Below are 24,442 nucleotides of genomic sequence, written 5' to 3' on the forward strand. Positions count from 1 at the left end.
TTATTAGGCATGAGGCAAAGTCTCCTTTCATTTTAGGTTCTGGATAAACCTAGGGGGTACTTTGCCTTATTTTTTTCCTAAAAATGTTTACACATACTTTTATACACCATCACTGTTTTTAGGGATTTGAAATTATATCAACGATTTTTTTAATATATCGACGTTTCGACAAAGAATATCGACTTACCGACAAATAACGACAACACTATATGCATTGAACTTCAACGCAAGTTAAACGTTTAAAAACTTCACACAAACAGGCTCTGGTACAACAACATCAGATTGTAACAATGTTAACTTTCCTGTCGTTTCATTTCTTGAAAATAGTACAAGGTTATGTGACTTTTCATTTGTAGCAATCAAAAACTTTTCAGTCGGATCTAATACGAAATCCCTCGGCCAATTCCCTTCTGTAGATGTATGTGCAACAAATGTAAGCTGACCTGAATTTTGATCCACACTGAAAACAGCGATACTATTATGACCACGATTCGCCGCATATACAAAACGGCCGTCAGAAGAAATATGAATCGCACTTCCTTGACTATTATCATCAAATTCTTTTGGAACTGTAGAAATGTACTGCAACTCTGTAAAGGACCCTTCTTCCGGATTATATGATAATGCAATAACTTCCGAACTCAGTTCAGTCATGACATAAGCGTACTTTCCGTTCGGATGAAAAGCAATATGTCTCGGACCACTTCCTGGTTTTACAGGCAAGCTATTTACTTCTTTTAACTTACTATCTTTTATTTCATACGTAAGTATTTTATCAATCCCTAAATCAACACCAACCACATATTTTTCATCAGGGGTATATCCCGCGTAATGTGCATGTGGTTTCTCTTGCCTTTCTTTATTTGGACCTGAACCTTCGTGCGTAATGATAGATGTAGCAGCATTAACAGTTCCATTTTCCTCATTTACTACAAAAGACTCAATCGTTCCTTTATGGTAATTCGCTGTAACTACCGTACGATTTCCACTATCCACACTAATATGACAAGGAGAAGCCCCTTCTACTACTTGTCTATTTTGTTCCGTTAGCTCTCCAGTATGACTATGAATCGAATAAGCAGCTACACCACCAGATTCTCCTTCTTTTACAACAGAATAAAGATATTGATTATTTTTGCTAATCGTTACATATGTAGGGTTATCTAGCTTAGCCGCAAGCGTTACATTACTAATTTTTTTTGCTTCCGTGTCTAAAATAAATTTATATATTCCTTCACTGTTTTCTTTCGTGTACGTTCCAACAAATCCAATAAACTCTTTGTTATCCGTCATTTTCATAACCCTCTCCCTATAGTCTTTGTTCATCATATTTTTTACAGAACACCCTTAAACTATTTTTTGAAAGAACATCTTAAAAAACTTGAGTACCTCTTTATAAGTTACCACATTTTTCTGCCAAATAGCCTCTAAACCCACTTTTTCTGAAAAGCTGCTATACTCTCATATTCTTCTTCCAAGTGACGGGACAAACGAATATAGATTGGTATTAAATCTTTATATTTCTCCACATTTTCCATGTTAGGCTCATGATAAAAATTAGCACCTACCATATGAGAAACTACATGTAATGTATCTACTTCACCTAAGCTATATAACCCGAGGATTGCCGCTCCTAGGCAAGAGCTTTCGAAACTTTCCGGAACATATACGTCTTGATGAAAAATATCCGCCATCATCTGTCTCCAAAGTTCCGATCTCGCAAAGCCACCTGTCGCTTGAATTTTTTTCGGTTCACCAATTAGCTCTTTTAACGCAAGAAGAACTGTATACAAGTTATAAATGATTCCCTCTAAAACAGCACGGATAAGATGCTCTTTCTTATGGTGTAGTCCAAGCCCAAAGAAAGAGCCCCGCGCATTCGCATTCCATATAGGAGCCCTTTCTCCTGCTAAATATGGATGAAATAATAAACCGTCAGATCCAGGATTAACTTTTGCTGCTATTTCAGTAAGCAATTCATAAGGATCTTTTCCTAAACGCTGCCCATCCTCAACTTCTAACGTACATAATTGGTCGCGAACCCACCTAAAAATCATACCACCATTATTAACTGGTCCACCAATTACCCAAATGTCCTCAGTTAACGCGTAACAAAAAGTCCTACCTTTTGGATCCGTTACAGGCTGATTTGTTACAGCTCGCACCGCACCGCTCGTACCAATTGTAATAGCAACTACTCCAGGTTCTATTGCATTCACGCCTAAATTCGATAGTACTCCATCACTCGCTCCTATTATAAAAGGTGTAGAAACCATTACATTCATCTCTCTTGCAAATTCTTCATCTAATCCTATTAAGCTGTACGTCGTTGGAACGAGTTTAGAAAGCTTTTCCTCTGAAATTCCTGCAACACAAAGGGCTTCTTCATCCCATTTTAAAGATTTCAAATTGAACATTCCTGTTGCTGATGCTATAGAATAATCAATTACATATTCCTTAAATAACTTATAGAACACATACTCTTTAATAGAAATGAATTTATAGCTTTTTGCAAACAATTCAGCATGTTCATTTTTAAGCCAAACTAATTTCGAAAGTGGTGACATAGCATGAATTGGTGTTCCAGTACGAAGGTAAATTTCATGACCATTCATATCATTCTTTATTTTTTCTGCCCAGCTTGCACTTCTATTATCTGCCCAAGTGATACATCTCGTTAACGGCTTCCCTACTTCGTCTACAGCAATGACACTATGCATGGCCGAACTAAAAGAAACACAAAGAACATCAACTGGCTGTATATTACTTGATCGTATAGTTTCTTTAATCGTATGTATGACCGCTTGAAAAATCTCTTCTGGATCTTGTTCTGCCATTTCTGGTGCGGGAGAATATAAAGGGTATTCAATTCCATGACTTGCAATAACTGATCCATCAATCGAAAACAAAACTGATTTTGTACTAGTTGTCCCAATATCTACACCAATCATGTATTTTGAGTTCACTATGTAACCCCTTTCAAAACATTCCTATAACAAAAGAGCACCCTGATTTATACAAAAAAGACGCTCCCTTATGAGAGCTACGTTTTAACAAACTTCACTCTCATAAGGAGGTCCTTTTTATAACTATAGTGCTATTTTGAAAAGCGACAGCCTCACCACATTATAACTTAGGCGCTTTCGCCCAATCCGCAGCAAATTTTTCAATACCTTGATCAGTTAGTGGGTGCATAGCAAGTTGTTCAATAACTTTATAAGGAATTGTTGCAATGTGAGCACCTGCCATCGCTACACGAGTTACATGATCTGGGTGTCTGACAGAAGCCGCAATAATTTGTGTATCTAATTGATGAACATCAAATAATTCAGCAATTTTAGCAACTAATAGTACGCCATCTTCAGAAATATCATCCAAACGGCCTAAAAATGGAGAAACGTACGTTGCACCTGCTCGAGCAGCTAAAAGAGCTTGGTTCACAGTGAAAATAAGTGTAACATTCGTTTTCACACCCTTTTCAGTAAGATAACGACAAGCTTCTAATCCTGCTAACGTCATCGGAAGTTTTATTGTAACTTTTTCATCGCCACCGTTAATTTTAATCAGTTCTTCTGCTTGGGCAATCATCTCTTCCGCTGCAACAACATCTGGCGTTACTTCTGCCGAAACAGATTCAACTTTAGGCACTGCCTGACAAATTTCTGCAATACGGTCTTCAAACTTAATGCCCTCTTTTGCTACTAAAGACGGATTCGTTGTAACGCCAGCTAAAACTCCTAGTTTATATGCCTTTTTTATGTCCTCAAGATTTGCAGTATCAATAAAAAACTTCATAATTCATTCCCTCCATTTTTTAAACGTTAACGATTTATAATTTTAAAATGTTTATTTCTTTTCTACCGCATGTCCACCAAATTCATTGCGCAGTGCTGCTACAACTTTCCCTGTAAATGTATCATTGTCTAATGAACGGTAGCGCATTAATAGAGACATTGCGATAACAGGCGTTGCTGCTTGAAGATCTAATGCTGTTTCTACTGTCCATTTCCCTTCACCAGAAGAATGCATAACGCCCTTAATCTCATCCAGTTTCGCATCTTTAGAAAATGCATTTTCAGTCAATTCCATTAACCATGAGCGAATAACTGAACCGTTGTTCCATACTCTTGATACTTTTTCATAATCGTAGTCAAATTCACTTTTCTCTAGAATTTCAAATCCTTCACCAATAGCAGCCATCATACCGTATTCAATTCCGTTGTGAACCATTTTTAAGAAATGACCACTACCAGCTTTTCCAGCATATAAGAATCCATTTTCTACAGCTGTATCACGGAAAATAGGTTCAACGATATCCCAAGCTTCTTGATCGCCTCCGATCATGTAACAAGCACCATTTCGAGCGCCTTCCATTCCGCCAGAAGTTCCGGCATCCATAAAGTGAATGCCATCTTTCTTTAATTGCTCATATCGGTGAATAGACTCTTTATAATGCGAATTACCAGCTTCAATTAAAATATCTCCTTTTGATAACAGCGGGGTAATCTCATTAATAACAGAATCAACAACAGCGTGCGGAACCATAACCCATAGAATTCTTGGTGATTCCAATGATTGAACAAGTTCGTTTAAACTAGACGTACCTGTAGCACCATACTCTTTCATTTCTTCCACCGCACTCGTATTTAAATCAAATGCCGCTACTTCATGTTTATGATCAATTAAATTCTTCCCTAAATTTAATCCCATTTTACCTAAACCAATTAATCCTACTCTCATAATATAATTCCTCCTTGAATTACCTTTCATCATAAATACATATCAATAAAATGATGAATATCTTTTTGTCCTATTGCTTTACTTATAAGGATGTACTTATTTTTTCAATCCTTCATCTAACCACCATTTAAATTCACTTTCTTGTAATAGAGCATGAGCAGCACTTGGACCATACGAACCCGACTCATATTCATGAAGAGGTAACAAGTTCTCTTCGAACGCTTCAAGGATTGGCTGCACCCATTCCCACGACAACTCAACTTCTCTCCAGTGTGCAAAGAATGTAGAATCTCCGCATATAGCATCATAGATAAGCCTTTCGTAAGCTTCAGGTATTCCCACTCCTGTTTGCTCACAAGTGAAATGAATACGGATCGGTTCAAGCTCTCCATTGTTCAATGGATTTTTACTATTTAGTTGGAGTGAAACATTTTCATTTGGACTAATTTCAATGATTAACAAATTAGGCGCTGCATTTGGATTACTATCTTGATACTGCTGTTTTAATGTATTTTTAAACTCAATTACAATACGAGTAGACTTTTCTTTCATTCTTTTTCCTGTTCGTATATAAAAGGGAACGTCAGTCCAAAATGGGTTATCAATCCATAGTCGAGCAGCTACAAATGTGTCCGTTTGAGAAGAAGGATTTACTCCTGGCTCCTCTCTATACGCTACAACTTGTTGTCCCTTTATCTCTCCTGAGGCATATTGCCCGCGAATGATATGGTTCTGAACGTCTTCTTTTTTCACTTTACGAAGAGTCTCCATCACTTTTCGTTTTTCCTCACGAATTTCACATGCATTTATCTTGTCCGGCAGATTCATTGCAGTCATCATTAATATTTGCAGCATATGATTTTGAACCATATCGCGAATGGCTCCTGCATGATCATAATATCCTGCCCTTTCTTCTACCCCAACCGTTTCACTAGCTGTTATTTGTACATTCGCAATATGTTCTTTATTCCAAATCGATTGGAGAACAGGGTTTGCAAATTCAAGTGCTTCAATGTTTTGAATCATCGGTTTACCTAAGTAATGATCAATACGGTATATTTCGTCTTCTTCAAACGTTCGACTAAGCTTATCATTCAGCTCTCGAGCAGATGGAAGATCATGACCAAACGGTTTCTCAATCATTAGGCGCTTCCAGCCATCCGTTTCATCGAGTCCACTTTCTTTAATATTTAAAGCAATGGTCTCAAAGAAGTCAGGAGTAACTGAAAGGTAAAACATTCTATTCCCTTGTATATTTTGTTCTTCTTCCCTTTCAAGAACTACTTGTAATAACCTTTTATAGTCTTCTGGCTTATTCACATCTAACGGACAATAACGAAAATACTCTAAAAAATCTTCTATTTTCGGAGTACCTTCTTCCTTGCGACGAGAAAAAGTTTCTATGGATTCTTTTACTCTTTTTTGAAAATCTAAATGAGATACTTCACGTCTTCCAAGCCCAATAACGGATATTTGCTTTGGAAGCTTTTGATCTCTATATAAGTTATATAGCGCGGGGTAAATTTTTCTTTTAGCTAAATCCCCTGTTGCTCCAAATAAAACAAAGGTCATCGATTCCAATTTCAGTCCCCCTCGTGATGTATAGTCATTGTCACTATAGTAAAAATGCATTGTACAGAAGCTACTATTATTATTGATTCACTCTTACTTCTTAACTTCAAATTTTTTATAGTTATCGCTTTCTCATTGTCCCCAATATTAATAGTGGCAATTCAAAGCATTTTTCCCACATACTACTTACCTACTTATACTTACATAAAATAATTTAATTACTTTTAGTGATTTAATTATTTTATGTCTATCATATTAACTACATAGATTATTATCGTCAAGAAAAGTGTCTCGGATTAAAGATTTTTTATTCCGTAACATCTTATTAGAAATATGTTCATGAACTGAATAATAAAAAGACAAAACCGAACATATTCTTGTTCGGCTTTGTCTTTTTGTTATTGCTTCAAATGATTTTTAACCGCCCTTATTACTAATTCATGATCTTCTTCTGGTGGTAATCCTGAAACTGTTATCATTCCAATAACCCCTACGTCTTTTATTTGGACAGGAACACATCCACCAAAAGCAGCATAATCCGACCTATCTAAAAGATACTTTTCATTATATGGAACACCCGTTATTTCACTTTGTATTTGCATATAATACGAGCTATGATTATGCAAAGAAACAACTCGTTTTTTACGCTCAATCCATTGCGTATTTTCCGCAGTTGTCCCTGTCATCTTGAAATGAAATAATTGCACACCATTTTTCGCTATATCAACAGCAATCAATTTCCCTTCTTGCCTCGCCGTTTCAACGATAAATAACCCTATTTGCAGTGCATCTTCATTTGTAAAAGAGGAAAATTGAAGTGTTTCCTCCTCTATTAAAATTTGTTTACTGATTTCATTCAAATTTGAAGCGCTCATATGTTTATCCCCCTTACTCACTTTATGCCACATTGATATTTTTGAATTTCTGTGATTCTATCGTACTGCCTTTCCATATAACTAATACCGTAAAGCGCACTCTTTTCTTCTTGGTGCTATTATGAATTATATTTAACGTATTAAAAATGTATGTCCTCTAGCGCTAAACATTTCGTATAGAAGTTTTCTTCTGGATACTACTTACAAGCTAAAGAAACCAGTTGCTCAAGCAACTGGTTCACTAAAAGTTTTATATAGGATATTCATTCAACCAACGGAATGCTTGTTCATAGTCATCGAAAAATTTTACAGATTCTTTTGTATTAGATTGTTGTAAATAATTCAGTATCTCTCCTTCTTCAAGAAGAAAAGCAATTGCCTTACTGTGTTTCAAAATCGTTTCATTGAAAAACTTCTCTTTCCATGCTTTTTGGACAGAAAAATGATCTGGTACGTATCCTTTTCTATCTACCAGCAATTTGTATTTCCGCCCCTCGGAAATGAATTGCTGACAAACCTGCTCGAAACCATTAAACCATTCATACACATTATCTGTTTTAATCTTGCCAATTAGACGGGTAACAATTATATCTCCTGAAACTGTCGTGCTAATATTCAGTTTACTCAACTTGAAATCATCTCCCTTAGCTACAATTATGCGGAAATATCTCATAAAATCAATAAGATAAAACTGTAACGCATTAAAAAGGGACAGACCCTCCAAACGGAGAAGCCTGTCCCAAAATCGTTCTATTTTATATTAGAACGAACAATCATGAATTAGAATAATGATTTAATACTTGCTAAAACAGTAAGTACACCTACAATAATAACAAATACGTTACTCATTTTCCCTTTGTATTTAGCTAGTACTGGTACTTTATTGATTGCATACATCGGTAATAGACATAAGATAGCAGCAACTAATGGACCACTTAGAGAATCAATAAGTCCAAGAATACTTGGATTTGTATAAGCAACAAACCAGCATGATAATACAACAAAAGTAAGGACGATTGTCTTAATTGTTTTTTCTTCAATTACTTTTCCACGTGATTTACCGAACTTAATAATCATGTCACGCATTACTTCAAATGCTCCGATATAATGGCCAAGGAAAGATTTTGTAATAGCCACAAAAGCAATGATTGGAGCTGCAATCGTGATTACAGGTGAATTCAGTTCATTAGCAAGATATGAAAGAATTGATAAGTTTTGCTCTTTTGCCATTTTTAAATCCTCTGGAGTCAAGCTTAATGTACTACTCCAAACGAAGAACATAACTACAGCGAATGTCATGATATAACAAACTTTTTGTATTTGCGCACATTTAGCATCAGTAGCTTCTATTCCATACGTAGATCTCTGTTTCACAACGAATGATGAGATCATAGGTGAATGATTAAATGAGAATACGATGATTGGTAGAATCAACAATATCGTTCCAAAATATCCTGTTCCTGTTGAAGTAGTAGAAACAGCTGAAAAGCTAAGCATTGACGTATTCCACTGTGGAATTAAAGATATTGCGATAAACAGTAGAGAAGCTATGAAAGGATACACTAGCATACTCATGATCTTTACAGTAATATCTTGACCAAAATTCAGTATAGCGATAAGACCAAGAACTAATACAAGTGATAAAATGGCCCTTGGAGGCTCTGGCATGTGCAATTGATGCACGATAAAACTACTTGCAGTGTTTGTAAGCGCAACCGAATACATTAGTACGATTGTATAAATTGAACCGAAATATACGATGTTAAAAATGATACTTGCTTTATTTCCGAAATACTCTCTAATTGTACCTGTGATCCCCTCATCAGCAGAATTAGAAGCGTATATCATTTTAGCAAGCGCCCTATGTGAGTAATACATAACTGGATATGCAAGCAATGTAATTAGTAGTAAAGATAATAAACCACCTGAACCTGCATTAATCGGTAAAAAGAGCACCCCTGCTCCAATTGCAGTTCCAAATAGGCTCAATGCCCATGTAGTATCCTGCTTATGCCACTTTTTCGGATCTGCATATTGCTCATTTTTTAGTGCGGTATTTTCAGCTTGAACTTCTATTTTCTTTGCAGTATTTCCGTTCATATAATAACTCCCCCTTGTATCTATTCCTGCGTCTCTTTTTATTGCTAACAAATATTCACCTTTTTGGATAATGAATTCCTTACAAGTTGCCCCACATTGTATGTCTTTCATCATAATGAATCCAAATTGAAACATTCGCTAGTTAGCGTCCTAACATAAATGTTAGCGTTCACAAAAAAGTTCACTCGTAATATCCGCTCTTTATATAAAGACCGCTTAAGAGAACGATATTGAATAGACTTCATAAATACGTTGCAACATTTCTAATAACAGTGTATTACTTTGATGGTTTCTCTAAATTACTTGTAACAGTAATTTCAGTTAAACCGGCCTCTCTTCATTTATGAGGCATTTCTTTCTCAATTCTATACATCACTTTAATAGCTTCGGCAGCATTTATGGTATTGATTACACAAGCCACTGAAGCACTTTACATACATTTCGCCTCTAACCACACACCTTTCTTACTAATAATCGCATTTTTTATATTTTCTCCAGAGATAATAAAATTTCTCTCGACGCCCTCATTATAACGTGTATATTTATAAAATTAATATTTTTATATTTTCAGAAATATTAATCGGATATAATTTTACATGGATAATATTTTACAGTTAGCATGTAAACCTTGTTCCTATCACTTAAAACGGAATTGTTCGGCAAAAAACACAGTTAAATATTGTTTATCTAAGTTACTCATTTTAAAAATACTCATATCTTTCTTTACCGAAAAATTTTATTTTGATTTAAAAAAGATATTCTAGTAAATAATTAATGTGGTTAAAAAGAGTATCTCTTCAAATGCATAAACCAATTTTCAGGATATATATTACAAAAGTTGCATTCATATACATTTTCAACTTGATCGGTAACGAGAGAACCGCTCACATTTTGCTACACGAAAAAATAAAATAAGCCGCCCATATGGACAGCTCATTTACATCATTATCATTATTAGGAGGGAGCAAACAAATCACTTCAATGTCATCTTAATTGTAGTTTTTTCAACTCTTCTTCAGGTATGTTTCTATGTTTGTAATAAATGAGTTGTATTTCATTTCCTTTTAGATGCTATTATTACACGATCCAACCTATTAAAAATGAATAATATAATCTTTAAAATCCCTCATTAACTAGCTCTTTTATCGAGTTTAATTTTGCAGAAAGCTCAATAAACCATTCTTCATCCCCTGTTAATAATGCAAGGTCTATAAGATAAAGGATTTGTTCCTTATTTATTACCTTTGATTCAGGGAGTTTGTTAACATGTTTACTAAAAAGTAAAATCGCTTCATTCATTGTGTACTTGTCGTCACGTTTCACAATGCTAACTGTAACTACATCTTCCACTTCATCAAGTGATACAATGTAACCAACTATGAATTCACCCTCATTTGATATTCCACGAACCCAATCTCCCACTTTTAAAACATGATTATTATTTGACATCATACTTTTTCACCTTCTTATAAGTATTTTTTGTAACGATAAAAACCAACTCAAACTGTAATCCTTTTTATTACAGTTGTTTTTTAAGAACTCACGGCTACATAATAATTAAGCCGCTTAACGTTCTTGATTAATAAGGTCAACAACTTCTTTCATTGTATAATTCTTTAAATATTCACCTAGATGTTCTTCCGCACCTAAGAAAATAGCAAAAAGAACTTTCCTCATGTTCGAACCTACAATACACTGGTCATTTGATTCTGGACACTTCGGTTGCAATGCACCTTCAGAGGTTATTTGATAAATATTCCAAAGATTAATTTCACTTAAATCACGGGCAAAAATAAAGCCTCCACCAGTTCCCTCTTTTGATTGTATAAACTTATGTTTTTTTAACAAACTTAGCACTTTGCGAATGCGCACGGGATGAACACTTGCACTTTCGGAAATAGCATTACTTGTTGACATCCGATCTGGTTGTAAAGCTAAATAAGTTAAACTGTGAATGGCCAAAGTAAAGTCGCTGTTCATTGTTGTCCTCCTACGATAAAAAATATGATTTCTCGCTTAGTAACTTACTGTAGCCATAAATATTACAGATAGGTTAGTCAAACGTTAAAATATATAAGAAGCATGCTTAACATAAAAAAATAAATCCCTTTATATTCTATCAGAACTCCTCTATATCTCCTATCTTCAATTAGCTTTTTAAGCTACAAATAAATTTAAACAGTCCACTGTTTCTTAACTTGTTCTTCTGCCAATTGTTTAATTTTTGTCCAAATCGTATCTTTACTCACAATAACATTTGTGTGATAGTTTCTATCTTTATAATTAACTGTAACACATACTTCAATCACTTCTGTTTCCTCCTTTCAAAATATTACTTATTAATTAGCCATTTTTTGCAATTCAATATTCAAAAATGTTCGAACGCTACGCGGTAAAAATTTGCGAATTTCTTCCTCGTTAAAACCAACCTGTAATCTTTTTTCATCCAGCATAATTGGACGACGTAACATTTGAGGATACTCAATTATTAATTTATAAAACTCATTAAGCGAAAGCGCCTCAATATTTATATTTAATTCCTGAAAGGTTTTAGATCTAGTTGAAATAATTTCAGTAGCACCATCTTCAGTTAAACGAAGAATGGATTTCAGTTCATCAACTGTAAGCGAATTTGATACGATATTTTTTTCGGTATAATCAATTTGATGTTCTTCAAGCCATGCTTTTGCTTTTCGGCATGAACTACAGCTTGCGGTCGTATATAAAATCACCATATTTTACACACTCCTTTACTTTTTAAAATTATTATATAGATTATTGAAATGTATTAAAAAAAAATTACAGTTTAGAATGAAATACACGTTATATTATTTATTCGAGAATATTTAATTTATCTATTTTTACAAACAATGGTAACTCACTTCTAAAAACTATACTGTAATTTTAAACTTTACAGTTCAATTAATCAACTGTTAAGTCTTGGATGCATTCCATTAGCACAGCAAATCATTTTCTTTTGTACGAATGTCTCATAGTATTACGGCTAACTACTTCTTTAAAGTACATTTTATCCCGCTATTTGAGTCACCGCCTCAAAATTTGGCCAAAGCAAAAAAGTTAGGTCGAAATCGTGCTCCCCTTAATAACCCCATTGGTAAGTTCTAATTATATTTCACTTTATTCATTTCTTTCCTACATGTGCTACTATGACATATTAAACGCTACTGCATTGAACACAACAGCATTATGAGAAGAAATACGCGAACAAAAAAAGCAAAGCGCGCACACTTTGCTTCTTACAAAATCCCTTTTAACTTTTTACCAATTAACTCCGCTACATATTCATAACCTTGTCGTCCAAAATGTAAACCGTCTTTTTCATCATCTGTAATACTATCACTGAAGCATACTAACGTTTTCATAGAGTTAACTCTCCTTTTACGTATGAAATAACTTTCCTTCTACCGCCTTAATATATCTTTCAGCAGACCGTTCCACTGCTTCATTCGCATCCTCTTTCACTACTCCGTGAAAAGCATTATATAAACGATTAAACTGTAACGGCTTCACTCGATTCGCCATTGCCTCCACTTTTCTCGCTGGCAATGGAATTAAGTTCGGGTAGCTGTACATGAAGCTCACCCACTGCTGATCCGCTACGACTTGAATAATATCACCTGTTAATAAAATACCTTTCCCATCATTTCCTTCTTCCCAATGTAATACAGAACCACCGCTAAAATGTCCTCCAAGACGATGAATAGTAATTCCGTCCGCTAATTGTAAAGACTCGCCAGACCAGTAAATAATACGACTACTCGGGCGTACTACCCACTCTTTATCGTCTTCATGTATATAAATCGGTACATCAAACGTTTCTGCCCATTCTACTTGCGTTGAATAATAATGTGGATGAGACAACGCAATCGCATCTAACCCGCCCCACTCTTTTATCTTCTCAATTGTCGTTGCATCTAAATAAGTAATACAATCCCATAATAAACGATAGGCATCTGTTTTCACGAAAAATGCCGTTTGACCGATCGCAAATTTTGGTTTTGTCGTAATGCTATAAAGTCCATGCTCTTCTTCAATTATTTCATTTTTATATGTATCACTCGTTCGCAGGTTTTCTAAAGTCATCCAAGACTGCCCTTTCGGATTCACATATTGTCTCTCCTCATCACAAATAACACAACTTACCGGTTCTTCCACACTCGCTGCATACTGTACGCCGCACGTTGTACAAACGAAATTTTTCATAATAATTCCCCCTATCCCTATATTTTTATTAAGCTGATTTTTGTTGATAATGATCTACCTTTTTATTTTCAATTAATAAACCTATAAGAGTTAGTAAGTAGACAGCTGTAACTGACAATGGAATTACAGTAAATCCATTGTCTGCAAAAAGAATCCCGCAAACTGACGTTACGAATACAGTCCCTACTGACAATAAACCATAACTTTTACTTTCATAAATCCAAACGTACGGTACAAAATGAACACCTATTAACATCGCTACTACGAAAGGTAACCACTCTGGAAATTGAAAATAGGCAAGTAATACAAACGGAATATTTAATACATTTATCCCGCCAATTAATCCAGCTAAAGTCCCTAGCGGATTTCCTTTCGCAAACATATCAATTTTTACTATGGCAGCTATCATTAAACCTAAAGGAAACACACAGCCCATCCCAATTAAATACACCCACACAACTTGCTTTTCTGAAAGAAGGACACCACTTACACTCGCTACAATCCAAAATAAAATACCAGCCATTATAACTGGAAATCCTCTTTTCGTTCTTTGTGCTAAATCTCTTTTTGCTTCTGCTATGTTCATTTCACTATCTCCTCCAAACTATTTGTACTGTAAAGCCAGCTCAATTTCGTCCATCCAATAACGCCAAGCTACTAAGTAATCTTCTAAATCTTTCGGGTGGTGTCTTACACATGTATCTATACGCAAATATAATCCTATGACTATTTCCTCGTACAAATCTCGTTCTTTTTTATGAAATACACATTGCTTCATCGCATAATTAATCGTTTCTTTCGTTAAATCTTCAGGAGTTGAACAGAACGCATAAATTAAGTCATATAAAGGATCTCCAAGGACTGGTAACGGATCAATTACTCCATGTAACTTATTCTGCCGGAATATAAAATTATGAAATCCGCAATCACCATGTAATAAAAATGGCTGATTTGCTCCAGCATCCTTATTTGCTAGTTTAAGAACTTTTCTATACTCTTCCTCACTTATGTAACGTTTTACATTTTCATAAGCTGTCTTCACATTTCCCGTTAAAAATTCATTCCAAGATTGAACCGGATTTTCTTTCCATCCCCAGACATCTGCCTCTGGAACAATTTTATACTTATTAATAACTTCTTTTACAAGTGTACGAAGCGTACTTCGTTTATATCCTTGTTCGCACGACGTACTGCCTTCAAGGAAAGAATACACGAAATATGTATGGAAAGGTTCCTTATACAAAAGCTTTGACAATAAAGTATTCCCCTCATAAAACGAAAGAAAATGAGATTCTTCACGTATTACTTCCGCTTCATTCAGCTTTACTACATATTTTTCATCCAACAAATATACAGTACTTGTCGTTCCTCCGTTCAACACTTTCACACTATTTGGATAATGTGAAATAACTTTCTCCTTAACGAGTTGTGCAGCAATTATTGAAATGTCCATTCCCTCACCCTTTAATTCCGAAGATTCCCTCAATTAAAAAGACAACTTTACTATTATTTGACAAACAAATAGGAAACTCCTTCCAAAATCTTAATATAACAAAAAATCATTTACTTTTATATTTCAAAAATAAGGAAATAATAACAACAACGTTACATACATATAGGAGGTCAATATGAAACCTGAATTTTTAAAAGCTGTACATGATGCCATTGGAAATGTCGAACACATTCATATAGAAGAAAGCGGTGTAGACAGCTTACTTATCCATCATGATGATGCACAGCAGTTACAACAAGTCGCTAAAACGTTAGAAAACAACAATTTCTGCTCTGCTTTAAGAACAACTGGAGATGCTTCGTATATTGAAGTGTTGAACAGATAAAGAGAAGCCTTGGCAAAATGCCGGGCTTTTTAACCTTCTTTAAAAATTTTATAATAAAGCTCTATCTCTGTTTTCACCGAACAATTATTCCTCCAAAATATCCTCTGCATCTTTTCATTTGAAGTATGTGTGCTTCCAATGTAATAAGTAGCGCCCATTTCCTTTAACATATGTAACGATTGAAAATGCAGTTGGGAAGAGATTCCTTTCCCTCGATAATAAGGCATTACCCCAAAGTAAAATAATCGTCCTTCACTTTTCGTTCCAGGCTCTATATGCGGTATGGACAAACCAATTGGCTCTTTTTTATCATAAAAAACAATGCATGACTTCTCCCAACCTTTACCTAACTCCGTTTGCACTGAATGAAAATGCTCATCAATATTTAAAATCGAAGTTTGATTTCCTGAGTTCAACATACATTGCTCCCAAATGCACTTAAAATCTTTCTCCGATAACGTTTCTTCTATTGAACGGTATGTAAATTGTTTTTCAAGCGCCTCTACATCGTCTAACTCTCTACACACTTCTATCTTTGCTGCATGTAAAGAAAAACCAGCATTAAGTAACACTCTCGCCCTTGAGTTATAACTACTAAACCTTTTATTTAATACAATACTTGCTCTTTTTAACTCCCAGTTAAAACAAATTTCTTCAAATCTACTTATCTTTTCTTTATATGTTTGTACGTTATAAAAAACATCTTCTTCTATTTCTTCAATCGTTACTGCATTTGGTAAGCCATTTAATACTTTTTTAGACGAGCCAAATAAATTCTGAATGATTGCAAGATCGCATATCACCACTTCAATTCACCCACGCCCGGCTCAATAAACTTCCCTGAAACATCCTCATTTGAATCGATTACCCAATCATATATATTTTGCGCACCTTCAGCCGGAGTCATATTCGCATCAAAGGCACCAATATCAGTCTTTAATTTTCCAGGATGAATTGCCGTTACACCAATTCCTTTATTCTCAAACTCTTGTTGTAAACAGAGTGTTAACATATTTTGTGCTGCTTTAGCAATTCGATAGGAATAGGAGAACTGACCTTGCGGAAACTCTTTGTTCGCCATTTTGTGTAATGATCCTAATCGAGAGGACACATTTATTATTCTCGGATGATCCGATTTAACTAAAGCTACATATGTACCTTTTACAGCTCGAATTACACCTAAACAATGAATATTAAATAAGTCCGTTAACTCTTCTGAATCCGTATGTAAAACCTCAGTCTCCTTTCCAGTAATTCCAGCGTTATTTATAACTAGATCCAAATACTCTGTATATTCTTCGAGCTGGTTCTTAATTTGCTCCGTACTCTCATCAATCGATAAGTCTGCCAATATAGGAAAACACCTACAACTAAACATTTGCTTCAATTGCGTTACCGCAGCCTCAGTTCTAACTAACGGATAAACGATATGCCCATTTTTATGAAATACTTTGACTAACTGTAACCCTAAGCCTCGATTTCCACCTGTAATAAACACTCTCATATTTCCATCTCCTTATTTTTATAATAAATAAGAAAATCCATCCACTTCCCATTCTCTAAAGAAAACGCCTCTCTCTTACATTCAAAAGAAAAACCCGCTCTTTCCGCAAGACGAACGGATGGCTCATTATCAACATGTATATGTAATTCAATTCTATGAAAATGAAGACTATTATAAAATAACGATAACGCAGCCTTCACACTTTCAATACCATATCCCTTTTTCCAGTATTGATTATGTATGGAATATCCCATCATCGCCCATTGGTAATCCATACGTAAAATTTTTATCAGCTCTAGCTTTCCAATATTAGCCCCGTCTTCTTTACGAAAAATGCCTAATACATACATTTTATCTCGATGTGCTGCTTCATCAAAACCTCTTATCCATTCCGTGAACCATTCTTTCGTTGATGATGCCATAACTTGATAGCCATCGTCATATTTATACTGCGATGGTAACCTCTTATGAAATCCATCGAACCAACTTTCATAATCATTATTTTGGAACGGACGAATCATAAGTCTCTCTGTCTCTACTTGTAATAGCGGCAGCTTCATTTATATCTCTTCCTTTAATTAATGATTGAATATTCTTTATTATCTTACAAGAAATAGAAAATCTAGTAAATTATTATGTTCTTTATAAACAAAAATCCAGTCATGCTCACTGCATAACTGGATTCCTCATCATCTAATCGCTTTTTATTTTACAAGTACACCTTCTCTTAATTCCCTCTTCAACACTTTCCCTAAAGCATTTTTCGGTAATTTATCCATAAATACAACTTCTGGGATTTTATAGCTTGCTAGTTTCTCTTGACAATGCTGTATAATTTCTTCTTCTGTTAAGGACGTTTGCATATCTTTTACAATATACGCTGTCGGAACCTCTCCCCAAAAGTCATCTAAAACGCCAACTACTGCAACTTCTAAAACACCATGTATTTCATGAATAACATCTTCTACTTGATCTGGATATACGTTGTCACCACCGCGTATGATAACGTCTTTATATCTTCCCATAATATGCAGGAATCCGTCATCATCTATCATGCCTGCATCGCCCATGTTAAACCAATTATCTTTTACTACCTTCTTGGTCGCCTTTTCATTATTCCAATACCCTTTAAACATGTATGGACTTCTTACATGAATCTCGCCAACTTCATTTGTTGTTAGTTCATCACCTGTTTCTGGATGAACAATTTTTAACTCTACATGTTTAAGTGTTTTTCCTACAGAAGACATCTTTTCTTTTCCCATCATTGGATGCCATGAAGTTACAACCCAACCTTCTGTGCTCCCATATCCTTGTACCATATATATTCCTTTTTCCATATATTTTTGAATAAGTGTTTCTGGCACTTTTGTACCACCGCTTTGCGCTACTTTAAAAGTTGGAATGTTACGTTCTTTTTTATTTAGCTCATCAAGCATATAGCTATAAACAGCTGGGAACGCAAGCATCGTCGTAATCTTCTCTTCTTCAATCTTATCCCAAATGAGAGTAGGATTCGAATCAGCTAAGAAGATCATCGTAACGCCATGATAAATACAATTTAAAATAGAAAGCACGCCACTCATATGAAATAATGGATGCACGGATAAAAAGCGTTCACCTGCTGGAATCTCTCTTTGACCCGCAATTTCAGTAAAGTAATGATGTAAGTTTTTATGACCAATAACACACGCTTTCGCCTGTCCAGTCGTTCCTGAAGTAAATAAGTAAATCGCATCATCATCTTCATGAACTTCTACGTTCGGTTCTGTATTTGGCTGTTCTTGTAATGTTAATTCAAATGAACCAAAACCTTCTATTGTCGTTTTCATTACATAAGGAATTTCTTTAACAGCATCAATATTTAAAGCTTCATGGAACTCTTCATCAATAACTAACACTTTTAATTTCGCTTCTTTTACAATCGTTTCTAGTTCATAAACAGTAAGCTGATGATTTAGCGGAATACATACCGCTCCAATTTTTAAACTTGCCATCATAATGCTTGGAAACGGGTGATTATTTTTGCATAGTATTCCTATACGATCTCCTCTTTGCACACCATTATGTAACAAATAATGTGCAAGCTGATTTACTCGTTCATTATACTGCTGAAACGAATACCTTTTCTCTCCCCCTACAAGCGCTTCCAAATTTGGTGATTGCATTGCTCTTTTTTGTAATAATTTTTGCATCGTTCTCAAGTAAAACTCCCCTTTATATATGTTAGGTTTTTTATTTTATCAGATTAACTATTAATTTACTAAAGATTACACTTAGTGAATATAAATTCAATAAAAATAGCCATCTACTTAACAAGTAAATGGCTATTTTCTCTTATATATTAGAATACTCCTTATTCATCACATATCGGACATACTCAGGTGCACTTTTATCAATTTCTTCATCACTTAATTTATATTCGGCACCGTATAAGTAAAATGAAGGTATAAATTTCATATCTGTATATAAGCACGTAGCTTGAAATGGTTTCGTTAATTCATCCATTGTGATTCCGCTATTTTCATAGTCTTTTTCTAATCCACCTATAGAAATAGCTACACCAAACTCTTTCCCCTTCACTTTATCTCCTTTTGATCCGTACGCAAATCCATATGTTAATACATCGTCAAACCATTTTTTTAATAATGGTGGTGAGCTGTACCAGTATAGCGGAAATTGAAATATATATCGGTCGTGTTCTACTAAAAGCTTTTGTTCCTCTTCCACATTAAACTCCCAATTCGGTGCCACTTTATATAATTCATGCACCGTAATTTCATCCGAATATTTCTCAAGTTCTTCAATCCATCTTTTATTAATTTTTGATTTTTCAATATCAGGATGTGCTACAATTACAAGTGTTTTCATCAGTTTCCATCCCCTTTATAAATTAATCAATCCTTTACGTATTAGTATGAATGAGTCACATATAATTGAAAAGTACGTACTTTAAAGTGCTATAGGAACCTTAAAGTACCTGTGGAGGTGTTATATGAATCAAAATGAAGACTGCCCAATTGCAACGACACTCGATGTAATTGGCGGAAAATGGAAAGTTCATATTTTATGTGTTTTGATGGATGGAAAAATGCGAACAAATGAAATCCGGCGAGAAATCCCAAACATTACGCAAAAAGTTCTTACACAACAACTTCGGCAACTTGAAGCTGATGGGATTATCCATCGTACTGTATATCAAGAAGTACCACCAAAGGTTGAATACACCATAAGCGAATACGGAAAATCTTTAATGCAAATTATGGATGAACTATGTGAATGGGGAAAAGATCACCAGATCAAAAGATTACATGACTAAAAAACCTACCTACTTCTTTACATACTAGTGGGAACGGCACATCACTATCAAGCTAACAAAAAGACCTTAATAAGAAAACTTTCATTTTACAGTCCATTTAAAATTTAGCTTGATAGTGATACGGCAAAACCCAAATAAAGAAGTGCATGAAACAAATTAAAAACAACAATGCATACGACTAATATTAACAAGAAAATTATAGTCGCGAATGGCTTACTTCATTTTGAAGTCTAACCTTCACTCTTTAAGCCAGACTTAACAGTATCGCTTTTGTACGATTATCCGTTACTTCATAATAAATTTCTAACCCTTTCCGAGTACCTGTAACGACTTTCGTAGCTTTTAGTTTTGATAAATGTTGACTAATTGTACTTTGAGGCATTTGTAACATTTCATACATTGTCGTTACGTTAATAGGACCTTTTGCAAGCATTATTTTTACTAATGATAAACGGACAGGATGTGCTAATACCTTTAATACTTCAGTGATTTCTTCATACATTTTCATATTTTTTCTCTCCTTTTATATAACTATTAATGATATCCATATATATAATTCGAAAGGATATACGATTTTATGTCCGTCATTTTAAAAAAACATTAAAAAATCTTTTCAGATGGAGGGCTTCCTCCCAATTCTATAGATTTTTCTTTTACTCGATATTATGTGTAGGAGCTTTCCTTACTGATACCCTCTACCATTGTTCTCTTGTTGGTGCCCATTATTTCCATGCGATCCTCTTCCGTTATTCTCTTGCTGATTTCCATTATTTCCTTGTGGCCCTCTTCCGTTGTTCCCTTGCTGGCGCCCATTATTTCCTTGTGATTCTCTTCCGTTATTCCCTTGCTGATTTCCACTATTCCCTTGGGACCCTCTTCCGTTATTCCCTTGCTGGTGCCCATTATTTCCTTGTGATTCTCTTCCGTTGTTCCCTTGCTGGTGCCCATTATTTCCTTGTGATTCTCTTCCGTTGTTCCCTTGCTGGTGCCCATTATTTCCTTGTGATTCTCTTCCGTTGTTTCCTTGCTGATTCCCATTATTACCTTGAGAGCCTCTTCCGTTATTCCCTTGCTGATTTCCATTACTTCCTTGAGAGCCTCTTCCGTTGTTCTCCTCTTGCTTATGTCCATTATTACCTTGAGACCCTCTACCATTATTCTCTTGCTGGGTTCTATTATTTCCTTGCTGCGAGCCTCTTCCATTATTCCCTTGAGAGCCTCTTCCATTGTTCCCTTGCTGCTTCTCATTATTTTCTTTTATTTGCTTCGGTTGCTGTTCCTTATATTGCTTTTGTTCTATATACTCTTTCTTCTCGTTACTTTCTTCTTTTACAGGTGGCACATCCGATGATGCATCAGAAGATGACTTTTGTTGTTCTTGATTAGACGGCGGTGCAGGTGGAGTAAGCGATTTTTGCTTCTCATTCTCTTGTTTTATATAAACGCCCGTTCCAACTCCTGCTTTCTTGGCGTCCTCCCGTATTTGCATCGTACTGCTTTGATATTCGACTGTAATATGTTTTATCTCATACTCTTTCTTTAATTGCTGCATAGCCTTTTCCAACTGTGGTTCAAGCAACTTGTCCTTTGCAACAGCTGTTAGCATAACTTCCTTATCATTCGTTAAGTACTTATCCTCTTGACTCAGCTTTATAATAGTACGTATTACGTCTTGCACATGTTTATTTTCCCATTGCTTCATTTCTTTTAAAATACGCCTTCCATCATCATTACAAGCTCGCAAATCCATAACACGAAAATCCTTCGTTACACTCGCCTCTAAGCTTGGATTTATATCAACTGAGACATAAGCAAATACTTTTTTTTCCGGTTGGTTGTAGAAAAATAAAAGTGCACATAGAAAACAAGCAATAAGTAATGAAGCCGGCTTTAAGAAATAAGGGATTGAAAAACGCGATGCTCTTTGTTCTTGTTCTTCAAACGAGATTTCCTCTCCAATCACGCAAGAATCCCCTTTTCTTTTACATGTAATAAACTCACCATTTGGAGTTAAAACAACTACGTTATGTTTTTTTATATCCATTACAATTCCTTTATTCATCATGCTTTTCCCCTCTTATGTAATCAAGAATATATGTATAGTTGTTTGCAAAAATAATACACATTGCAATAATGTATTTTCTATGTCGTTCCAACGTTTTACGACTTACCCTAACTCGTGGTTCAATATGTTTAAGCGGTAATTTTTTCTTTCGGAACAGCTCTTCCATCATTTCCTCTTCTTTTATAATAATCTTCACGATTTCTATTAAGTGCTTACGCGTATCACGATGCTTAGGAGATTCTTTAGCAAGCTCTGAAAATGTGATTTTAAACTCAGCTAACACACTTTGAAAATGAAGAATTTCCTCCCTACGGTTACTATTTTCCATCTCTTTCATATACTCCGTAAGCGATACTTGCATTTCTAATATTTCCTCTTGCTCATCTTCTTTTAAAAAGACAAAGTTATGCTTAGACTCCTTACGTATATAGTCAATTACATCTCTTTTTATAAGAAGATTAGCAAACGCTAGAAAAGATTTCCCTTTTTTAAATGAATATTGTTCAATTGCTTCATTAAATGCAAACAACCCAATACTATATTCATCATCCTGTTCTGTAATATATCGGCGACAGACAGACGATATTGATTTTCTAATAAACGGCTGATACTGTACGATAAAAGCTTCTTTATCTTCACTGTTGTTTTGTATGTTATATACGATATCTTCTATTGTCGTTTTTTTTAAGACTTTCATTACTAAACTCAACACTAGTAATCTCTCAGCCTCCTTCTGCTTTAAATAGCAAAATGGTCACGAAACAAGTGACCATTTAACAAAATTTTATTAATACTTTACTTTGTTCTTGTCTGCTTGCTACTGTTCATATTTTTAAATGATTATTTTTTCTACTTACGCTAGAGCGAAATCTATATTTTGTACTTCTTTATTGTTTTCTTTGCGATACCACTTGCTCTTTTCTATTTTAGCTGCAATCTTTGAATAACTCTTCGCTATATTTTTGGTAATTTTAGCTTTTTCTTTCATTTGTTTTCTTCTACTTATATATATTCGAAAGAACAAATAATTTTATGGGGGTCAAAAAATTTTTTTTATAAAATAGTTATTTTTTCAAAAATAAAAACCATCAATTGGAAGAAACTCGTTATAACTCCTCCTTATGGTAATTCCTTTGTAAACCTTTTTATTTAAATGTATAATTGTATTAAAAGTCTAAAATTTCAGAATCAGAGGAAGGCGTCATGAAAAGTTTTGGTACGTTAGTAATCTCTACCGTCATTTCAGCAGGCTTAGTGTATTATAATATTGATTCCTTTTATAATAAATTTACATCCGGGAATACATATTACTGGGTAAACGGTATTCTAGCTGCTGGATTCCTTATATCCTTAATTATCAACATAAAAGATATCATCAAGAAAAACTACACAACTTCTGAATCAAATTAAGGAGCCGGAGCCTATTATGGTTCCTTTTTTTATGCAAAATAAAAAAACAGCTGTTAAGCTACTTTGAATTCTTCTTATCCCCAAATGAAATGATATATATTCTCCCGTTACACGTTCATTAATTCCAGCGATCCAAGCGAATCTCATTAAGTCCGCCCCTTGAAGAAAATACACCGAGATCGTAACTGTTACTTGTGACCACATGAATTGATAAAGCTCATTCACTCTCTAATTCGTCGAAACGATTAAATCATTTACAGGTCCATGATTCCATGCAGAGGTTTGAACTGAAGTGAACAGAAGGTCTTTCCCATTTACGACTATTCTTACCACACTTTGAGTTATGTCCATAACAATCCCATCCACCATTACTGAATTTAGACCTGTTTCTATACTCATATTCTTGATTAATAATAAATGTTTAAGGCAAACCCCTATTTTCATTTCTACTCAAGAACAATTTATTTGATAAAATAAAAAAGCAGCGCATTCGCTACTTTAAAATGTCCATTTTGTTCAAATTCACGTTTAATGTGTACTAATTTATGTTTTTTCTTCTAAATAGACCAACGATATATTATAATCCTCTATATACCCAAGGAGGTTTACTATGCTTAATTTTCATAAAACATTCCCCATCTTAGGATTCTTTTGGTTTTTATACGGTTTCATTGGCCTCATCTTTTTATTACTTATTCCTTAGCGTGTCGTAACAGCGCTTATAAATATATGTTTAATGTATAATTTCTATATAACAAAGATAAAAGCATCCATGTCCCATTGTTATTCCTCGCT

General features: G+C 34.7%; 27 protein-coding genes and 2 pseudogenes. 3 read left to right on the plus strand and 26 right to left on the minus strand.

The window, feature by feature from the left end; all coding sequences use genetic code 11:
* Positions 1-231: 231 nt before the first annotated feature.
* The 16 genes and pseudogenes from ACTFOB_RS08735 to ACTFOB_RS08810 form a co-directional block, all read right to left on the minus strand.
* Complete coding sequence (locus ACTFOB_RS08735) at positions 232-1,293, minus strand: lactonase family protein (protein WP_440025858.1); 1,062 nt, start codon at positions 1,291-1,293, stop codon at positions 232-234.
* A 134-nt stretch (positions 1,294-1,427) separates the two neighbouring features.
* On the minus strand, positions 1,428-2,969 hold the full coding sequence (gene gntK / locus ACTFOB_RS08740) for a gluconokinase (RefSeq protein WP_440025856.1): 1,542 nt from the start codon (positions 2,967-2,969) through the stop codon (positions 1,428-1,430).
* Positions 2,970-3,126: 157 nt separating this feature from the next.
* Entirely contained in the window at positions 3,127-3,795 is a 669-nt protein-coding gene (gene fsa / locus ACTFOB_RS08745; RefSeq protein WP_440025847.1) for a fructose-6-phosphate aldolase, read from the minus strand.
* 51 nt (positions 3,796-3,846) lie between these two features.
* Positions 3,847-4,740, minus strand: coding sequence for a phosphogluconate dehydrogenase (NAD(+)-dependent, decarboxylating) (gene gnd, locus ACTFOB_RS08750; RefSeq protein ID WP_440025846.1), 894 nt, complete (start codon positions 4,738-4,740; stop codon positions 3,847-3,849).
* A 96-nt stretch (positions 4,741-4,836) separates the two neighbouring features.
* Positions 4,837-6,321 (minus strand): glucose-6-phosphate dehydrogenase, encoded by a 1,485-nt coding sequence (zwf, locus tag ACTFOB_RS08755; RefSeq protein ID WP_440025845.1) that lies wholly within the window; start codon positions 6,319-6,321, stop codon positions 4,837-4,839.
* 389 nt (positions 6,322-6,710) lie between these two features.
* The gene (locus ACTFOB_RS08760; RefSeq protein ID WP_001276579.1) at positions 6,711-7,187 is read right to left on the minus strand and encodes a heme-degrading domain-containing protein; all 477 of its coding nucleotides are present in this window, start codon (positions 7,185-7,187) and stop codon (positions 6,711-6,713) included.
* A 250-nt stretch (positions 7,188-7,437) separates the two neighbouring features.
* Complete coding sequence (locus tag ACTFOB_RS08765; RefSeq protein ID WP_440025843.1) at positions 7,438-7,860, minus strand: STAS/SEC14 domain-containing protein; 423 nt, start codon at positions 7,858-7,860, stop codon at positions 7,438-7,440.
* A gap of 107 nt (positions 7,861-7,967) precedes the next feature.
* Positions 7,968-9,287: an aromatic amino acid transport family protein gene (locus tag ACTFOB_RS08770; protein WP_097819751.1), complete on the minus strand. Its 1,320-nt coding sequence runs from the start codon at positions 9,285-9,287 to the stop codon at positions 7,968-7,970.
* 1,116 nt (positions 9,288-10,403) lie between these two features.
* Positions 10,404-10,739, minus strand: a complete 336-nt coding sequence (locus tag ACTFOB_RS08775; protein WP_076538955.1) for an IDEAL domain-containing protein — start codon at positions 10,737-10,739, stop codon at positions 10,404-10,406.
* A 114-nt stretch (positions 10,740-10,853) separates the two neighbouring features.
* Entirely contained in the window at positions 10,854-11,267 is a 414-nt protein-coding gene (gene saiR, locus ACTFOB_RS08780) for an Rrf2-family transcriptional regulator SaiR (protein ID WP_440025840.1), read from the minus strand.
* Positions 11,268-11,461: 194 nt separating this feature from the next.
* Entirely contained in the window at positions 11,462-11,596 is a 135-nt protein-coding gene (locus ACTFOB_RS08785) for a BA3454 family stress response protein (protein ID WP_000573513.1), read from the minus strand.
* 30 nt (positions 11,597-11,626) lie between these two features.
* The gene (gene spxA / locus ACTFOB_RS08790) at positions 11,627-12,022 is read right to left on the minus strand and encodes a transcriptional regulator SpxA (protein WP_000236196.1); all 396 of its coding nucleotides are present in this window, start codon (positions 12,020-12,022) and stop codon (positions 11,627-11,629) included.
* A 522-nt stretch (positions 12,023-12,544) separates the two neighbouring features.
* A pseudogene (locus ACTFOB_RS08795) lies at positions 12,545-12,640 on the minus strand (esterase); the annotation flags it as partial.
* A gap of 46 nt (positions 12,641-12,686) precedes the next feature.
* The gene (locus ACTFOB_RS08800; RefSeq protein WP_440025838.1) at positions 12,687-13,511 is read right to left on the minus strand and encodes a hypothetical protein; all 825 of its coding nucleotides are present in this window, start codon (positions 13,509-13,511) and stop codon (positions 12,687-12,689) included.
* Positions 13,512-13,539: 28 nt separating this feature from the next.
* On the minus strand, positions 13,540-14,097 hold the full coding sequence (locus tag ACTFOB_RS08805) for a DUF7010 family protein (protein ID WP_440025836.1): 558 nt from the start codon (positions 14,095-14,097) through the stop codon (positions 13,540-13,542).
* A gap of 18 nt (positions 14,098-14,115) precedes the next feature.
* Positions 14,116-14,964: a phosphotransferase gene (locus ACTFOB_RS08810; protein ID WP_440025834.1), complete on the minus strand. Its 849-nt coding sequence runs from the start codon at positions 14,962-14,964 to the stop codon at positions 14,116-14,118.
* Positions 14,965-15,139: 175 nt separating this feature from the next.
* Between ACTFOB_RS08810 and ACTFOB_RS08815 the strand changes: the two genes are divergently transcribed.
* A complete protein-coding gene (locus tag ACTFOB_RS08815) occupies positions 15,140-15,349 on the plus strand; it encodes a hypothetical protein (RefSeq protein WP_440025832.1) in 210 nt (69 codons plus the stop codon).
* Between the two features lie 29 nt (positions 15,350-15,378).
* Here ACTFOB_RS08815 and ACTFOB_RS08820 read toward each other — a convergent pair whose 3' ends face one another.
* The 5 genes from ACTFOB_RS08820 to ACTFOB_RS08840 all read right to left on the minus strand — a co-directional run bounded on the left by ACTFOB_RS08820 (position 15,379) and on the right by ACTFOB_RS08840 (position 19,724).
* Positions 15,379-16,152 carry a GNAT family N-acetyltransferase gene (locus ACTFOB_RS08820; RefSeq protein ID WP_440025855.1) on the minus strand — a complete coding sequence of 258 codons (774 nt, stop codon included), beginning with the start codon at positions 16,150-16,152 and terminating at the stop codon, positions 15,379-15,381.
* On the minus strand, positions 16,149-16,853 hold the full coding sequence (locus ACTFOB_RS08825; protein ID WP_440025830.1) for an SDR family NAD(P)-dependent oxidoreductase: 705 nt from the start codon (positions 16,851-16,853) through the stop codon (positions 16,149-16,151). Before ACTFOB_RS08825 ends, ACTFOB_RS08820 begins: the two co-directional genes overlap by 4 nt.
* On the minus strand, positions 16,850-17,413 hold the full coding sequence (locus tag ACTFOB_RS08830) for a GNAT family N-acetyltransferase (protein ID WP_440025829.1): 564 nt from the start codon (positions 17,411-17,413) through the stop codon (positions 16,850-16,852). The genes ACTFOB_RS08825 and ACTFOB_RS08830 overlap by 4 nt, the downstream gene beginning before the upstream one ends.
* A gap of 144 nt (positions 17,414-17,557) precedes the next feature.
* Positions 17,558-19,057 carry a class I adenylate-forming enzyme family protein gene (locus ACTFOB_RS08835; protein ID WP_440025828.1) on the minus strand — a complete coding sequence of 500 codons (1,500 nt, stop codon included), beginning with the start codon at positions 19,055-19,057 and terminating at the stop codon, positions 17,558-17,560.
* A 133-nt stretch (positions 19,058-19,190) separates the two neighbouring features.
* Positions 19,191-19,724: an NAD(P)H-dependent oxidoreductase gene (locus ACTFOB_RS08840; RefSeq protein WP_141539405.1), complete on the minus strand. Its 534-nt coding sequence runs from the start codon at positions 19,722-19,724 to the stop codon at positions 19,191-19,193.
* Between the two features lie 124 nt (positions 19,725-19,848).
* Here ACTFOB_RS08840 and ACTFOB_RS08845 point away from each other — a divergent pair, with 124 nt between their 5' ends.
* A complete protein-coding gene (locus tag ACTFOB_RS08845) occupies positions 19,849-20,172 on the plus strand; it encodes a winged helix-turn-helix transcriptional regulator (RefSeq protein ID WP_001072996.1) in 324 nt (107 codons plus the stop codon).
* Positions 20,173-20,416: 244 nt separating this feature from the next.
* Here the strand turns inward: ACTFOB_RS08845 and ACTFOB_RS08850 are convergent, their stop codons facing one another.
* The 4 genes from ACTFOB_RS08850 to ACTFOB_RS08865 form a co-directional block, all read right to left on the minus strand.
* Positions 20,417-20,680: an ArsR/SmtB family transcription factor gene (locus ACTFOB_RS08850; protein WP_440025825.1), complete on the minus strand. Its 264-nt coding sequence runs from the start codon at positions 20,678-20,680 to the stop codon at positions 20,417-20,419.
* A 174-nt stretch (positions 20,681-20,854) separates the two neighbouring features.
* Positions 20,855-22,234, minus strand: a complete 1,380-nt coding sequence (locus tag ACTFOB_RS08855) for an anti-sigma-I factor RsgI family protein (protein ID WP_440025823.1) — start codon at positions 22,232-22,234, stop codon at positions 20,855-20,857.
* Positions 22,227-22,949, minus strand: coding sequence for an RNA polymerase sigma factor SigI (gene sigI, locus ACTFOB_RS08860; protein ID WP_440025821.1), 723 nt, complete (start codon positions 22,947-22,949; stop codon positions 22,227-22,229). The genes ACTFOB_RS08855 and sigI overlap by 8 nt, the downstream gene beginning before the upstream one ends.
* A gap of 141 nt (positions 22,950-23,090) precedes the next feature.
* On the minus strand, positions 23,091-23,225 hold the full coding sequence (locus tag ACTFOB_RS08865) for a hypothetical protein (RefSeq protein ID WP_440025819.1): 135 nt from the start codon (positions 23,223-23,225) through the stop codon (positions 23,091-23,093).
* Positions 23,226-23,440: 215 nt separating this feature from the next.
* Between ACTFOB_RS08865 and ACTFOB_RS08870 the strand changes: the two genes are divergently transcribed.
* Positions 23,441-23,647 (plus strand): hypothetical protein, encoded by a 207-nt coding sequence (locus ACTFOB_RS08870; RefSeq protein ID WP_000834521.1) that lies wholly within the window; start codon positions 23,441-23,443, stop codon positions 23,645-23,647.
* A gap of 74 nt (positions 23,648-23,721) precedes the next feature.
* Here the strand turns inward: ACTFOB_RS08870 and ACTFOB_RS08875 are convergent.
* Positions 23,722-24,091 (minus strand): annotated as a pseudogene (locus ACTFOB_RS08875) (hypothetical protein).
* Positions 24,092-24,442 lie beyond the last annotated feature (351 nt).

Origin of the sequence: Bacillus cereus group sp. MYBK79-1 (assembly GCF_051915365.1) — a bacterium.
Lineage (GTDB): Bacteria > Bacillota > Bacilli > Bacillales > Bacillaceae_G > Bacillus_A.